Origin of the sequence: Pinibacter aurantiacus (assembly GCF_019130065.1) — a bacterium.
Classification (GTDB): Bacteria; Bacteroidota; Bacteroidia; order Chitinophagales; family Chitinophagaceae; genus Pinibacter; species Pinibacter aurantiacus.
On sequence record NZ_JAHSPG010000018.1, the window covers coordinates 658,109 to 673,909 of the forward strand.

6 protein-coding genes are annotated in these 15,801 nt (G+C 43.8%); all 6 read left to right on the forward strand.

All coding sequences use genetic code 11. The features are described from left to right. Positions 1-73 precede the first annotated feature (73 nt). Positions 74-4,153 carry a hybrid sensor histidine kinase/response regulator transcription factor gene (locus tag KTO63_RS26085; RefSeq protein ID WP_217795257.1) on the forward strand — a complete coding sequence of 1,360 codons (4,080 nt, stop codon included), beginning with the start codon at positions 74-76 and terminating at the stop codon, positions 4,151-4,153. Between the two features lie 462 nt (positions 4,154-4,615). Continuing rightward, positions 4,616-7,735, forward strand: a complete 3,120-nt coding sequence (locus tag KTO63_RS26090) for a SusC/RagA family TonB-linked outer membrane protein (RefSeq protein WP_232373340.1) — start codon at positions 4,616-4,618, stop codon at positions 7,733-7,735. A gap of 16 nt (positions 7,736-7,751) precedes the next feature. Continuing rightward, on the forward strand, positions 7,752-9,449 hold the full coding sequence (locus tag KTO63_RS26095; RefSeq protein WP_217795259.1) for a RagB/SusD family nutrient uptake outer membrane protein: 1,698 nt from the start codon (positions 7,752-7,754) through the stop codon (positions 9,447-9,449). A gap of 155 nt (positions 9,450-9,604) precedes the next feature. Further along, on the forward strand, positions 9,605-11,131 hold the full coding sequence (locus tag KTO63_RS26100; protein ID WP_217795261.1) for a glycoside hydrolase: 1,527 nt from the start codon (positions 9,605-9,607) through the stop codon (positions 11,129-11,131). Between the two features lie 46 nt (positions 11,132-11,177). Beyond that, positions 11,178-13,619 (forward strand): sugar-binding domain-containing protein, encoded by a 2,442-nt coding sequence (locus KTO63_RS26105; protein ID WP_217795263.1) that lies wholly within the window; start codon positions 11,178-11,180, stop codon positions 13,617-13,619. 9 nt (positions 13,620-13,628) lie between these two features. Next, positions 13,629-15,512, forward strand: a complete 1,884-nt coding sequence (locus KTO63_RS26110) for a glycoside hydrolase family 35 protein (protein ID WP_232373341.1) — start codon at positions 13,629-13,631, stop codon at positions 15,510-15,512. The last annotated feature ends 289 nt before the right edge of the window (positions 15,513-15,801 follow it).

A 15,801-nucleotide genomic window follows, 5' to 3' on the forward strand; every position in this document is an offset into this window, starting at 1 on the left:
CTAACAAACCAAAAAGCTGTATTTTTAATTGTTATTTTGACAGTTAATATTTTGATGTTAACAAATGCTTGCTATGCTGCTTAGAAAAACACTGCTTATAATGCTTACCGCTATTGTAACAATAGCTGCTTATGCAAAGGATTTACCCATCCATTACCTCGGAATAGAACAGGGACTCTCCAACAATGCCGTCACGGCTATATACCAGGATTACCGCGGTTTTATGTGGGTAGGCACTTATGACGGCCTGAACCGTTTTGATGGTTATTCCTTCCGGGTTTTCAGAAACATCATAGGAGATAGCACTTCTTTATCCACCAATATGATCAGCAGCATCGACGGCGATGCGCAACACAATATCTGGATCGGCACAGACAATGGCGTAAATGTTTTTGATCCCGTTACTGAGACTTTTTTCAAACCTGTTTATCGCTCGTTAAATGGCACTACACAATCCATACAGGGAGAGATTCCAGTAATCAAATCAATTGACGGAAGCAACATTTTGGTGGGCACGAGACGAAGCGGTCTGCTCGTCTTTAAAAACAATAGCCGCGAAGGTTTGCAAATTCCCCTGGAAACTGCCGGTGGCAAGCTGTTCAACTATCATATCCATACCATTGAATACGATGTTCGCCGCAAACGGGCATGGGTTTTTGTGGAAGATTACGGGTTGTTCTTGTACGACATGCAACAACAGCGTTTGCAAAAAATAAACGGTGATATTCTGCAGGCATATAGCATGAAAGCAGATGTAACGGGCAACTTATGGATTGGCACTGAAAAAGAACTCGTTTATTTTAATGCCGGCAGTAACACTTTCACCAGGAATTACCTGCCGCTAAAAGGCACAGTCGTTACACTCTTTGTGGACGAGCAGCAAACACTTTGGATTGGTTGCGATGGGGCAGGAGTGTACAAACTTTCTCCGGGGGCTACTACTGCTGAGTTTTACAGATCTGCCAACGGATCGTCGCCTATCAACAGCAACGCAGTGTACGCCATATACGGAGATAAAGAAGGCAGGAAATGGATAGGCACCATGCGCGGTGGTTTGAACGTCGTAGAACCGCATCCATTACTGTTCCAGAACGTTTGGTATGAAGACAAAAAAAATGACCCGATTGAAAATTTCATTCTTTCATTTTGTGAAGATGCCGATCATAATATTTTCATCGGCACGGATGGGGCCGGCTTGCGCTATTGGAACAGGCGAAACAATTCATACACTTCTTACAAACACGATCCGGCGAACAATGCATCGATCAGCAGCAATTTTATTACCAGTATTATTAAAGATGAGACCGGTGACATCTGGATCTCTACGTGGTTTGGAGGTGTTAACCGGTTAAAGAAAAACAGTCGCTCATTCGAACATCTTTCTTTGGTCAACGAAAAAACAAAATCGCCGGAAGTAAATGCCTGGCTGGTTTTTGAGGATGTTCAAAAAAACATCTGGGCAAGTACTTCCAATGACGGAAGTCTCTACCTCTTCAACAAATCATTGAACAAATTTGAGAACCTCGATCCTGCCATTGTCAATTTGCAAAGCATTGCAGAAGATCACAACGGTAATCTTTGGGGTGGCAACTACACGTCTCTCATTAACATTGACAAGAAAAACAAGCAACATCACTTCTTCAATATCGGCCACACCATCCGTTATATTTATGAAGATAAAAAACAACGTTTCTGGCTAGGCACTCAGGATGCGGGATTACTGTTGTTCGATAGAAAAAATGGCACTTACAAACAGTTCACCACATCAGACGGATTGCCGAGCAACACAGTGCTGCGCATGCTTGAAGACAAACAAGGCAATTTATGGCTAAGCACTTATAATGGTATCGCAAGATTTGATCCCGAAAGCGCAACCTTTACAAACTTTACACATTCGGATGGTCTGCAAAGCAACCAGTTCAGCTTCAATGCCGCACTGGCACTAAGTTCCGGGGAATTTCTATTTGGTGGCATCAAAGGCTTCAACGTTTTTTATCCTGACAGCATTTCGTACCAGCAACCTAAAAAAGACTTATTTCTTACAGGAATAAAAGTAGAAAACAAACCCATTGAAAAGGAACAATCGCTCATCACGGAAAGAGATCTGGAAACGATTAAAATGATTACGCTTCCCTATGACAAAGCAACCATCTCGCTCGACTTTGTGGGATTGGATTATTCAGGTGCGGAGAAAATAAAGTATGCCTATTTTCTGCAAGGCTGGGACAAGACATGGAATTTTCTGAAAGGAAGCCGAACCGCCAACTACTCGCGTTTGCAGGAGGGAAAATATATTTTCAAGGTAAGAACTTCAAGAGCCGATGGACGTTGGAGCGCGGAAGAACAATTATTACAAATAACTGTTCTTCCGCCGTGGTACCGCACTTGGTGGGCCTACCTTGCGTATGTTGCGCTGATATCAACGCTAATCTACGCGTACATCCGCTACACACGCAGGCAGGAACGTTTGAAGTATGAAGTAAAACTGGCACATCTTGAAAATGAAAAAGACAAAGAACTAACAGAAAAAAAGCTTTCATTTTTCACTAACATTTCCCATGAATTCAGAACACCATTGTCATTAATAATCGATCCTTTGAAAAAAGTGATCGAAAACCAGGACGAGAATCCGTTCAAAGATGAAGTGAATGTTGCCTATCGAAATTCCAGGCGTTTACTGAGCCTCGTTGATCAGTTATTGTTATTTAGAAAAGCAGACAGCGGTGCGGATGTACTGAAAATATCCAAACTTAATACCACAGAGCTTTGTACCGACGTGTTCCAGTGTTTCTGGCAGCAGGCAAAAGCCCGCAACATCGACTACAGGCTAACAATGGATGAAGACACAGATGCGCTGTATGCCGATCACGAAAAGATTGAAATTGCTTTGTTTAATTTATTGTCCAACGCTTTTAAGTTTACACCAGATGGAGGCACCATTGAGTTCAAAGTCACTCAAACAGCAGACCAGATAAAAATGACGATCAGCGATGCCGGCTGCGGCATTTCGCAGTCGGACGTTTCCCGCATATTTAATAAGTTTCAACAAGCCACCGCTTCGCCTAACCAAAAAACCGGATTCGGCATCGGCTTGTTTTTAGTAAACCATTTTGTCGAAAATCATTACGGCACAGTGTCTGTTAAAAGCGAACCGCAAAAAGGCTCTGAGTTTTCCATTTCACTCAAGAAAGGAACAGCACATTTGAACGGCTATATGATCTCTGAACAAAACAATCATAGTCATCAACTGCTCGAAGAGTTATCTGTAGAAGCACCCGCGTCATTTCAAAAAGAGGCGCCAGTACAGGTGGAGAAAGGAAAAACAGCCGAGGAGGTGATTACGGACAAAAAAACCATCTTAATTGTAGATGACAATCCTGAAATATCGGAATACCTGCGACATATTTTTGAAGACAAGTATTGTTTGTATATCGCTGAAAATGGATTGGCTGGATTAAACATGGCCATAGAGCATCGGCCAGATCTTGTCATCAGCGATATTAATATGGACGGACTTGATGGTCTGGAGCTTTGCGCCAAAATAAAACAGTCCGACTCGCTTGGCCATATTCCCGTCATATTATTAACCGCCGCATCCTCTTCCGAAACCAAATTAAAAGGCATCGAAGGCGGCGCGGATGATTACATCACCAAGCCATTCGACAGCCAGCTTCTGCAGGCACGTGTAGAAACAATTTTGAAAAACCGCAGCCAGCTGCAAAAATTCTTCTTCGACAATATCACGCTGCAGGAGTCAAGCGTTAAAGTGCCCGCCGAATACAGGGAGTTTCTCCGAAAATGCATTAAAGTGGTAGAAGAAAACCTGGATGATGAAGATTTCAACGTACAGAAATTTGCCAAGTGCATGGGCATGAGCCGATCCTCGTTGTATGACAAGGTAAAACTCATTTCCGGCCAGTCATTAAATGCATTTGTTCGATCCATTCGCCTGCGACGAGCCGCGGTTTTAATGATCAAACACAACATGAACGTAAACCAGGCAGCCTACCAGGTAGGCATCGTTGACACCCGCTATTTCCGCGAACAGTTCAACAAGCTGTTTGGCATGGTTCCTTCGGAGTACATCAAAAAATACCGTACAGCTTTCACCGGCGACATGAGTTTGCTGAGACCGAAGGGGAGGAAGATGTAGAGACGCATTGAATGCGTCTCTGTACCACCACCCCGAATGCAACAAAAAGGCGTGGAATCGCATTTTTAAACAAACATGTTCCCGGTGCAAGGGAGACGCGTTCAACGCGTCTCTATAGAACGCCCTCTTGCAACGGCCAGGGCAACATTTCGAAAAATACCTGACGCCAAACATTTGCACAAAAAAACACTGACCCGCAACAATTATTTTTGATCGTTTTCCTGCAATTTATCCACCATAACAAGCCTCTATCAGTCTCTACATGCTGATAATCATTCTCTAACAACTAACAACCAACAACTAACAACTTCTGCCTTAGCAGCATTTTGTCCCCCATATTTCATTTATTTGTCCCCCATGGCACCCATATTTCCACTCCTATCTTAGCATCAGAAATTAGGGCGGGCCATTTGCCAAATACCCACCCGACAATTTTTTTTAATTAAACATTGCTTGCAAATTATGAGACGAACTTTGCCTATGCGCAGGAGGGTTGTATTACCATCCCGATCCAATGTCGCACCAAAACTGCTCTTTTCATTTCTCCTTTTCCTGATCACCTCGGCAGTATTTGCCCAACAACCCGTGAGCGGAGTTGTGAGGTCTGGCGACACCGCAGTAGCCGGCGTAACCGTTACCGTAAAAGGAACCAATACCGCTACCAAAACAGACGAACAAGGACACTTTACCATTGCTGCTCCGGCAAACGGAACGTTACTATTTACACACATCAACTACAATCCTGTTTCACAAAAAGTGACCGGCAGCTCCATGAACATTGCGCTCGAACTGATGAACGCAAACATGGGCGAGGTAGTAGTAGTGGGTTACAACTCGCAGAAAAAAGCCACTCTGACCGGCTCTGTTTCTGTGGTAAAAGGAGGTGACCTTGTAAAAAGTCCGCAGCCGAACCTGTCCAACTCACTTGCCGGACGTTTTTCCGGTCTGATGATCAACAACAGAAGCGGCGAACCCGGTTATGACGGATCTTCATTCACTATACGCGGCCTGGCAACCACCGGAAACAACGATGTACTGATAGTAGTAGACGGAGTGCCGGGACAAGTTGGCGGTTTAGAAAGATTGAACCCTAACGATATTGAAAGCATGACCGTTTTGAAAGATGCGTCCGCCGCCATCTATGGTAGCCGCGCTGCAAACGGCGTTATTCTTGTAACGACAAAACGCGGTAAAACAGGGAAGCCTACCATCAACGCAAGTTTCAACCAGGGCTTTTCTTCGCCAACCCGTTTGCCTGAAATGGCCGACGCGCCAACCTACGCAACGATCAGCAACGAAATTGCTTATTACAACAACAAAGCCGGTGGCATGAACCAGCAATATTCAGCTGACGAAATCACCAAATTTGGCAACGGCTCCGATCCGCTGAATTATCCAAATACAGATTGGGCAAAAGAAACATTGAAGAAATCAGCGTTGCAGAACCAGGCAAACGTATCTGTAGCCGGCGGCTCCGACAATGTGCGTTATTACATTTCTGCAGGAACGCTTTACCAGGACGGCATTTACAAGAATGGTGCAACGAACTACAAACAATATAACTTCCGATCAAACATAGATGCCAACATCACTAAAGACTTCAGAGTTGGCTTGTACCTCTCTGGCCGTGAGGAAGACAGACAATATCCAATCGCTAATGCAGGAGATATTTTCCGTTCTATTTATCGTGCCTATTCTACAGTGCCTGCACGTTATCCAAACGGTTTGCCTTCCTACGGTATTGAAGGTAACAACCCTGTGATGATGGTAACGGATGCCGGTGGAACAAACAAAAATCCAACACAGGTTTTTAATGGCATCTTAAAAGGAAGCTACAACATTGCTGCTGTGAAAGGCTTGTCAATAGACGGTTTCGCAGCCTTTGACAAATCATGGTCATTCGCCAAGGCATTTGCAACACCGTACGTTTTATATTCCTACGACAAAACAACAAACACATACAACCCAAGAATTGTAGGCGGTTCCAATAATGCAGCGTCGTTAACTGAAACGCAATACAACATTGGTCAGAACACCTACAATATTAAGATCAACTACCAGCGTGATTTTAAAAATGGCAACCACTTGAATGCATTCATTGGTTATGAGCAAAGTGAAATCAAAAAAGATAGTTTCTCTGCATCACGCATTAATTTCTTAAGTACGTTGACCCCGGAACTTTCACAAGGCGGCACCGCCGCAACTGACAGGGACAACACAGGTAAAAGTTATCATTTCACACGTAAAAGTTACTTAGGAAAAGTTTCTTACGACTTTCAGGAAAAATATCTTGTAGACGTGCAAATGCGTATTGACGGTTCTTCCACTTTCCCCGAAGGCAATCAATATGGCTACTTTCCATCTGCCTCAATCGGTTGGAGAATATCCAAAGAAAAATGGTTCTCTGCTTTGTTTGTAAACGATCTGAAAATACGCGCTTCTTATGGTGCCTTGGGTAATGATAACGTGTCGCATTTCCAATATTTCGACAACTATTCACTCAAAAACCAATTCGTTTCACAAACTAGCAACGGCCCGGGAATATTGCCCGGCGTGGATCTTACAAAACTCGCCAACCCACACATTCACTGGGAGGACTCGCGTAAAACTGACGTTGCCATTGAAGGTTTGTTGTTCCACAAACTCAACTTTGAATTCATCTATTTCAAACAGGAACGTTCAAACATCCTGGCTCCACGTAATGCCTCCATTCCATATGTTTCTGGTATCGTGAATCCTTACACAGGCGATCCTTTGGTGCCTTCCGAAAACATTGTTAGAGTTGGCAGCCAGGGCATAGAAGCAACAGTTGGTTATAGCGAAAGGGGCGGCAAGTTCCACTACGGTGCGTCTGCGAATTTCACTTATGCAAAAAGCAAAATCAAATTCATAGATGAAGCAGCGGGCGTATTGGATTATCAAAAACTAACCGGACAACCTTTGAACACTTATTTGTTGTACAGATCGATTGGCATCTTCCGCACTGCTGAAGACATCAATAAAGTGCCACACCTTACAAGTGCACAGCCCGGCGATTTGATTTATGAAGATTACAACCAAGATGGCAAGATCACTGCTGACGACCAGGTAAGAACAAAATATGGCAACGTTCCGTTGATTTCTTACGGCTTGAATTTGTTTGCTGACTATGCAAATTTCGATTTGTCAATTGTATTCGCGGGACAAGCAGAAGTGAGCCAATATGTATTACCGGAGTCTGGTACTGTTGGCAATTTCTACAGCAGCTGGGCAGACAACCGTTGGAGTCCAACCAACACAAACGGTTCTTATCCAAGAGTGGACACGCGTACATCCTCTTCTGTAAATGGTGGTTTGTATCCAAATACTTTCTGGTTGAATAATGCATCTTTCCTGAGATTGAAAAACCTTGAATTGGGCTACAACCTGCCACAGTCTTTGATTTCACGCATTCGCATGCAAGGCGCGAGGTTCTATGTAAACGGCTTTAACCTGTTTACCATTACTAAAGTGAAAGACTACGATCCGGAAGGAAGCAATGCTGCGGGACAATTCTATCCGCAACAAAAGATCATCAACATCGGTGTAAACGTTAGGTTCTAAATTCAAAACATCAACAATGAAAACCAGAAATATTATTCATACAGCAATTTGCGCTGCAGTACTTGGTACCACGGCCATCTCATGCAAAAAAGATTTTCTCAATATAACTCCCACAGATAAATTATCAGAGCAAACGGTGCTTTCCGATACGTCCGTTTTTGAAGCTTATGTCATTAACCGCTACATCGGCGTAAGACTGCAGGATAAAGAAGGCGATGGTACCGATCCGGGCTTTGGCCGCGGCTTTGAGTACAGCATGTGGAGTTCTATCACAGACGAATCGATCTACAATAATGACGATAACACATGGCTCATACAAAGAGGTTTATTGGCTCCTGAAAACCTTGGTATGGCAGGAACCATTTGGCCGCGCAGCTATCGCAGCATTCGGGAAATTAACTTCGCGTTGAACGGATTGTCAACGTTGAAAATGAGCGCGGCGCACAAAACCATTTTGGAAGGCGAATTGAAATTCATCCGCGCATTTCGTTACCATGATATCATTCGCAACTATGGTGGTGCCGTATTAATGGGCGACAAGGTTTACCAGTTGTCAGACAACCTCCAGGATGCTGCGTTGTTCAACAGATCTACTATTAAAGAAAGCATCGATTATGTAGTATCGCAACTGGATGATGCCATTGCTAAACTTCCAAAAGACAACAGCGACAGTTGGGCACTCGGTCGGGCAACAAAAGGCGCAGCAATGGCTTTGAAAGCGAGAATGTTGCTGTATGCTGCAAGTCCGCAGTACAATACAGGCACATGGGCAGACGCTGCAAAAGCAGCCAACGATGTGATCGCGATGAACAAGTACGTGATTTCATCCGACTACAGCAAAATCTTTTTAACCAATACAGATCCTGAAATCATCTTCGCGAGATTGTATACAAAGAACGCCAACCACACGCACCTTGAAATTGCAAACGGCCCGAACGGTTATGGCGGCTGGGGCGGAAACCTGCCACTGCAAAACCTTGTAGACGATTACGAAATGACAAACGGCAAAGCGATCACTGACGCGTCATCAGGCTATGACCCAAACAATCCATATGTTGGAAGAGATCCACGTTTCTACGCGACTGTTCTTTACAACAACTCTGCTTATCGTGGAGCAACCGTAGAAACATTTACACCCGGCGGAAAAGATTCTAAAGACGGCAATGACAACTGGAACACTTCTAAAACAGGTTACTATCTTAAAAAATTCATGAACGATGCGTATCCATTGCAAAACCCCTGGGGCAATGCAGGTTTCCAGCCATGGATATATTTCAGGTACGCAGAAGTTTTATTGAACTATGCAGAAGCAGCAAACGAAGCATATGGCCCTGATGTAGTACCAGCGGGCATGACACTATCTGCAAGAGCAGCGGTTAACCAGGTGCGTGCAAGGGCAAGTGTGAACATGCCACCATTGGCAGCCGGCTTAACACAGGCACAAATGAGAGACGCCGTGAGATATGAAAGAAGGGTAGAGCTTGCATTTGAAGAGTTCCGCTTCTATGACGTAAGAAGATGGCAGATAGCAGAAGTAACAGAGAACAAACCTGCACTTGGCATTACCATTACGAAGAGTGGCAGCACTTATTCATATGCGTCAAAAGTAGCGCTTGACGGTCGCCATTTTGAAAAGAAACATTATTGGCTGCCAATTCCACGTGCAGAAATTCAGGCATCTAACAACAAGATCAAACAGAACGACGGATATTAATAAACAACATTTTCACGCAAAGGCGCAAAGGAAAAAACCAAGATCGCAAAGTTTTTTTTCTTCCGAGACTCCTGATTTTTTTGCGCCCTTGGTTCCTCTTCTCCGCGCCTTTGCGTGAAATCTTTGCGCCTTTGCGTGAAAAATAAAAACAACCAATGATTCTACAAAAAAGAACGCTATTGCTCGCGGGTTCGCTACTGTGTTATTTGCACAACAATGCTCAAACTGCAAGTGATGTAACACTTACTATCAACGCAAAAAGAACATATCAAACCATCGACAACTTTGCGGCTTCAGATGCATGGTCATGTCAGTTTGTGGGCAATTGGCCCTCAGCAAAAAAGACTGCAATAGCCGATTGGCTGTTTAGCATGGATACCGCTGCAAATGGCGCCCCCAAAGGAATCGGGCTCTCTATGTGGCGATACAATCTCGGAGCGGGAAGCGCCCAGCAAGCTGATGCAAGCGGCATGAAAGATGAATGGAGAAGAGCGGAATCATTTTTAGAATCAAACGGTAATTACAACTTCAACAATCAGACGGGTCAACAATGGTTCCTCACTGCAGCAAAAGAAAGAGGCGTTTCAAAATTTCTTGCATTTGTAAACAGTCCCAACGTACAGTTTACAAAAAACAAGAAAGCATCAGCAGAAAAAGGATTAAGTAACCTCGATAGCAGCCAGTACCAAAACGTAGCAACAGACATTTGCAAATCATTGGAAGGCTTGCGCAAAAAAACCGGCATTACATTCGATTATATCAGCCCTGTAAATGAACCACAGTGGGACTGGAGCGATTTCGTGCAGGAGGGAACACCATACAGCAATAAAGAAGTTACGGCCTTGACAAAGGTGCTCAGCAATACATTAAATGAACAAAAGCTTTCCACAAAAATATTATTGGGAGAAGCCGGATTGATCGCATATCTGTACACCGATTACGACAAACCGGGAAGAGGCAACCAGGTGCGCGATTTCATGGAAGCATCTTCACCATTGTATGTTGGTAATGTAAAATCAGTAGCCCCTGTAATCTGCGCCCACAGCTATTTCACCACATCCCCTTATTCAAAATCAATTGAGTTAAGAAAACAACTCGCTGGAAAAATTGATTCCGTAAAAGGCCTGTCTTACTGGCAATCCGAATACTGCATATTAGGCGACAACAATGGTGAAATAGACGGCAACAAACGCGACACTGGCATGAAGTCCGCACTATATCTAGCCAGTGTAATACACACAGATCTTGCTGTAGCAAATGCTGCTGCATGGCAGTGGTGGTTGTCGATTTCCCCTTACGATTATAAAGACGGTCTTATCTATATCGACCAAAATAAAACAGACGGCAATTATTACGACAGCAAGATGCTCTGGGCATTTGGTAATTACAGCCGCTTTGTAAGACCCGGCATGAAACGCATTGATCTTGCATCCTCGCAAACAGACAGCAGTTTGCTTGCGTCTGCTTATATCGATCAGAAACAAAAAACGATTGTTTCAGTAGTTGTAAATAACGGCAAAGAAAAACGAAACCTCAATCTGCAAGGAATTTCCGGCAAAAGAAAGAATGTGCAGATAGAAACATACACAACAGATGCAACAAGAAAACTGGCAAAACAAACAGCGGGAGAAACAGTGACTATTGATCCGCAAAGTGTTACCACATTGGTAATTCATCTGTAAACAATACCAGCATAAGTTATTCGCAAACGATTAGATCATAGTTGTAATGAAAAAATATTTTCAGGGTAAAATACTAGTAACAATAGCCGTTTGGTTAATTTCTTTTTCTTCGCTTTCTCAAACAACGAGGCAGGAAATATTATTCAACAACAGCTGGAAATTTCATTATGGCGAAGTGTCGGATGCAATGTCTTCATCCTACAGCGACCAGGAATGGCAAGCAGTTCAACTACCGCACGATTGGAGTATTGAGCAACCATTTAGTGATCAATGGGCAAGCGCTACAGGTTTTTTGCCGGGTGGTATTGGTTGGTACCGCAAATCATTTACAGCCCCCGCATCATGGAAAGGAAAAGTTGTTTCCATCAATTTTGACGGCGTTTACAACAATAGCGAAGTATGGATCAACGGGCATTATTTGGGTAAACGCCCCAGCGGTTTTGTTCCCTTCGAATATGAACTTACAAAGTATTTGAACATTGGCGGCAATAACCTCATTGCCGTAAAAGCAGATCATACAAAATTCGCAGACTCACGCTGGTACACAGGTTCAGGAATTTATCGTGACGTTCATCTGATCGTTACGGAACCAATGCATATTGCACAATGGGGTGTTTCATTTACTACACCGCAGGTAACAAAAGATATTGCAAAAGCAAAAGTACTGGTAGTTATTTCGAATGAGAAACATGTAACCGGCAAGACGACTGTACAAGTACAACTAAAAGATAAAACCGGAAAAATTGCTGCCACCTCAAAGCAATCTATTCAAAGCAATAAAGACAATGCAAAAGTCAATATTGACCTTACAGTAAACAAACCAATGTTGTGGTCAATCAACGATCCGGCATTGTACACTTTACAAGTTGACATTTTTTTCAACGGCAAAAAAACGGATGAGTACAAAGAACAAGTAGGCATTCGTTCAATTCGTTTTGATGCCAACAATGGATTTTTTCTCAACGAAGAAAACATCAAACTCAAGGGTGTTTGCGTGCATGATGATGCAGGTGTGCTGGGCGTTGCAGTGCCAGAGGAAGTTTGGGTGCGCCGCTTACAGGAGTTGAAAGAAGCAGGCTGTAACTCCTTGCGCATGAGCCACAATCCGCATGCAGCTTACCTATACAAGCTTTGCGATGAAATGGGTTTTGTAGTAATGGACGAAGCTTTTGATGAATGGGAAGCCGGAAAAAACAAATGGATAAAGGGCTGGAACAAAGGCGAGCCGGGCAAAGACGGCTATCACGAATATTTTAAAGAATGGGCAGAACGTGACATCGACGCAATGATCATGCGCAACAGAAACCATCCAAGCATCATCATGTGGAGCATTGGCAACGAGATCGATTATCCAAACGATCCTTACTCGCATGAAGTGCTGAACAGTGGCCGCAATCCGCAGATCTACGGCAAAGGTTATTTACCCGATCATCCCCCTGCATCACGACTCGGTGAACTTTCTGCACGATTGGTAAAAGAAGTAAAAAGTCTTGACACCACAAGACCAGTAACGGCGGCACTCGCTGGCGTTGTAATGTCAAACACAACAAGCTATCCAGCGAGCCTCGACATCGTTGGTTACAACTACCAGGAGTATCGTTATCCTGAAGACCATGCAGCTTATCCGTCACGCGTAATTTACGGCAGTGAAAATGGCATGGCACCCACTGCATGGAACGCGGTCGACAGCAATCAATACATTTCCGCACAATACTTATGGACTGGCATCGACTACATGGGTGAAGCAGGCGCATGGCCCACACATGGCAGCGGCGCGGGCTTGCTGAATCTTGGTGGTTTTCGCAAACCAGGATTTTACATTAGACAAACCATGTGGAGTGATAAGCCGGTTGTATACATCGCAACAAGCAGACACGGCAACAGCAACGACGGCAAGGGCTTCAGAGGTTTATCAAACGAATGGCAAAAAGGCTCCGGGGATAGTGTTACGGTGCATTGTTTTAGCAACTGCAGTGAAGCAGAACTTTTTATAGATGGAAAATCTCTCGGCAGGCAAACTGTTTCTGCGCCTTATGGCAATGTGAATTGGAATGTGTTGTATGCACCCGGTGAGTTGAAAGTTATTGGCTACAAACAAAGTAAAGAAGCATCCTCTTATGTTTTGGCATCGACTGGCGCCGCGCAAAAAATTAAAGCGACTGTTTATGAACATCCACTTGCACACAAAACTTCTATCAAACAAATTATTGTTGACATAACCGATGCAAATGGCTATGCACTCTACAAACTGGGCAACGAGGTAACTGTTTCCATCAATGGTAAAGCGACATTGCTTGGCATTGAAAACAGCAATCTTTCTGACACAAGCAGCTACAAAGCCAATCACAAGACTGTTACGAATGGTTCTTTGATTGTGTACATAAAAGAGCCCGCCGACGGTAGCGCGTTCTCCGTATCCATTACCTCTCCAGGGCTAACACCGGCTACAATAAGTTTTGACAAAGCAAAAAATTATCTGACCAAATAGACACCGAAAATGAAATTAGTTCGCTACGGAAAAAGAGCATTACAGGCATTGTTGCTGATGACATTGATGTCATCGGGACGTGATGCCATAGCACAAAAACCAACACATACATTCTCGATCGGAGATTCAACATTTTTACTCGATGGAAAACCGTTTCAACTGATTTCAGGTGAAATTCACTATCCGCGTGTGCCACGTGAAGCATGGCGCCAGAGAATGAAAATGGCAAAGGCAATGGGATTGAATACAATCGGCACGTATGTTTTCTGGAACGTGCATGAACCGCAAAAAGGACAATACGATTTTAAAGGCAATAACGATATTGGCGAATTTGTACAAATGGCGCAGGAAGAAGGATTGTGGGTGGTATTGCGCCCGAGCCCGTATGTGTGTGCGGAGTGGGAATTTGGCGGTTATCCTTATTGGTTGCAAAATGAAAAAGGATTGGTGGTACGAAGCAAGAATCCGCAATACCTGCAAGCATATAGAAACTACATCATGCAAGTAGGCAAGCAATTGCAACCGCATTTGATAACGCACGGCGGCAACATTATTCTTGTGCAGGTAGAGAATGAATACGGTTCTTACGCGGCAGACAAAGAATATCTGAACATCAATAAAAAGATGTTCCAGGATGCGGGTTTTGATTGTGACCTCTACACTTGCGATCCGGCGAAAGATGTTGCAAAAGGCAATCTTCCGGGATTAATGCCAGCAGTGAACGGCCTTGACGATCCTGCGCAAATAAAGGCACTGGTAAGAAAATACAACGACGGCAAAGGACCTTTCTATGTGGCTGAATGGTATCCCGCATGGTTTGACTGGTGGGGACAAGTGCATCACACGGTCGCTGCGGAAGATTATGCAGGCAAACTCGACACGATGCTTGCAGGAGGCATTTCCATTAACATGTATATGTTTCATGGAGGCACTTCCCGCGACTTCATGAACGGCGCGAATTGCTACGACACTTCTTTCTACGAACCGCAAACAAGCAGCTACGACTACGATGCACCACTTGATGAAGCGGGCAATGCAACAAGAAAATTCATGATCTTCAGACAAGCGATTCAAAAGAATTTACCAGCCGGTCAAACATTGCCTGATGTGCCTGCCGCGAAACCAACCATCACATTACCATCGATACAATTTACGCTGTCAACAAATGTTTTTTCCATTTTGCCTGCGGGAAAACAGGCCGCCACACCTCTTACATTCGAAGCGCTGAAGCAGCCTTATGGTTTTGTGTTGTATCGCACCAAACAAAAAGGTGGAACGAAAGGTATGTTGTCTGTAAAAGAGTTGCGCGATTATGGAATCGTATTCGTAAATGGTAAAAGAGTAGGGGTCCTCGACAGACGATTAAAGCAAGATAGCTTGGAAGTCTCACTACCAGCGGGCGTTGTAACCATTGACATCCTCGTTGAAAACATGGGCCGCATCAACTTCGGGCCTAATCTTTTGAAGAATAACAAAGGCATTACTTCGCATGTTGCTTTGAATGGGAAAGAGTTGAAAGGCTGGACGATGTATTCATTGCCATTTCAAAACGTAGACAATATTTCTTTTGCGCAAAAACAAAATGCAACCGCATCACCGGTCGTAAAGAAAGCAACTTTTGATCTTGCTACCACCGGTGACACTTACCTCGACATGCGTGACTGGGGCAAAGGCTCTGTATGGATAAACGGCCACAACCTCGGTCGTTACTGGTCCATAGGCCCGCAACAAACATTGTATGTGCCGGTTGAGTGGTTAAAGAAAGGCAAAAATGAAATTGTAGTGCTGGAACTATTAAAACCTGATCAGGAAAATCTACAAAGCTTAGATAAACCGATTTTAAGTGAATTGAGACCTGTGGGGTCTGATCTTTCAAGCACAAGCAAGCAGTAGAGGGTTTATAGTTGAATGCAGTTCCGTATTGAAAGATATTGGAGCTGCATTCTTGTTTTTGATCTCTTCTTAAATGCAAGATATTAAACCGCAAAGCACGCAAAGAAGTTGGCTGTGAAATTGGTAGCAAGTAAGTTCCAAAGACGCAAAGGAAAGAAGGATGCACGCATCGTCGAAACCCTTTCCTTACTTTGCGCTCTCGTGAGCTACATAATGTTTTGAAGTATATTCTTTGTGTATTCTAAGACTCATAAACTGCCAAAAAATGTTTTTAGGCGGCTTGTAAATA

What these genes read in the sequence shown, in the direction of transcription:
- KTO63_RS26085 (WP_217795257.1), top strand. Translation starts at nt 74, where the DNA reads ATGCTGCTTAGAAAAACACTGCTTATAATGCTTACCGCTATTGTAACA.
- KTO63_RS26090 (WP_232373340.1), top strand. Translation starts at nt 4,616, where the DNA reads ATGAGACGAACTTTGCCTATGCGCAGGAGGGTTGTATTACCATCCCGA.
- KTO63_RS26095 (WP_217795259.1), top strand. Translation starts at nt 7,752, where the DNA reads ATGAAAACCAGAAATATTATTCATACAGCAATTTGCGCTGCAGTACTT.
- KTO63_RS26100 (WP_217795261.1), top strand. Translation starts at nt 9,605, where the DNA reads ATGATTCTACAAAAAAGAACGCTATTGCTCGCGGGTTCGCTACTGTGT.
- KTO63_RS26105 (WP_217795263.1), top strand. Translation starts at nt 11,178, where the DNA reads ATGAAAAAATATTTTCAGGGTAAAATACTAGTAACAATAGCCGTTTGG.
- KTO63_RS26110 (WP_232373341.1), top strand. Translation starts at nt 13,629, where the DNA reads ATGAAATTAGTTCGCTACGGAAAAAGAGCATTACAGGCATTGTTGCTG.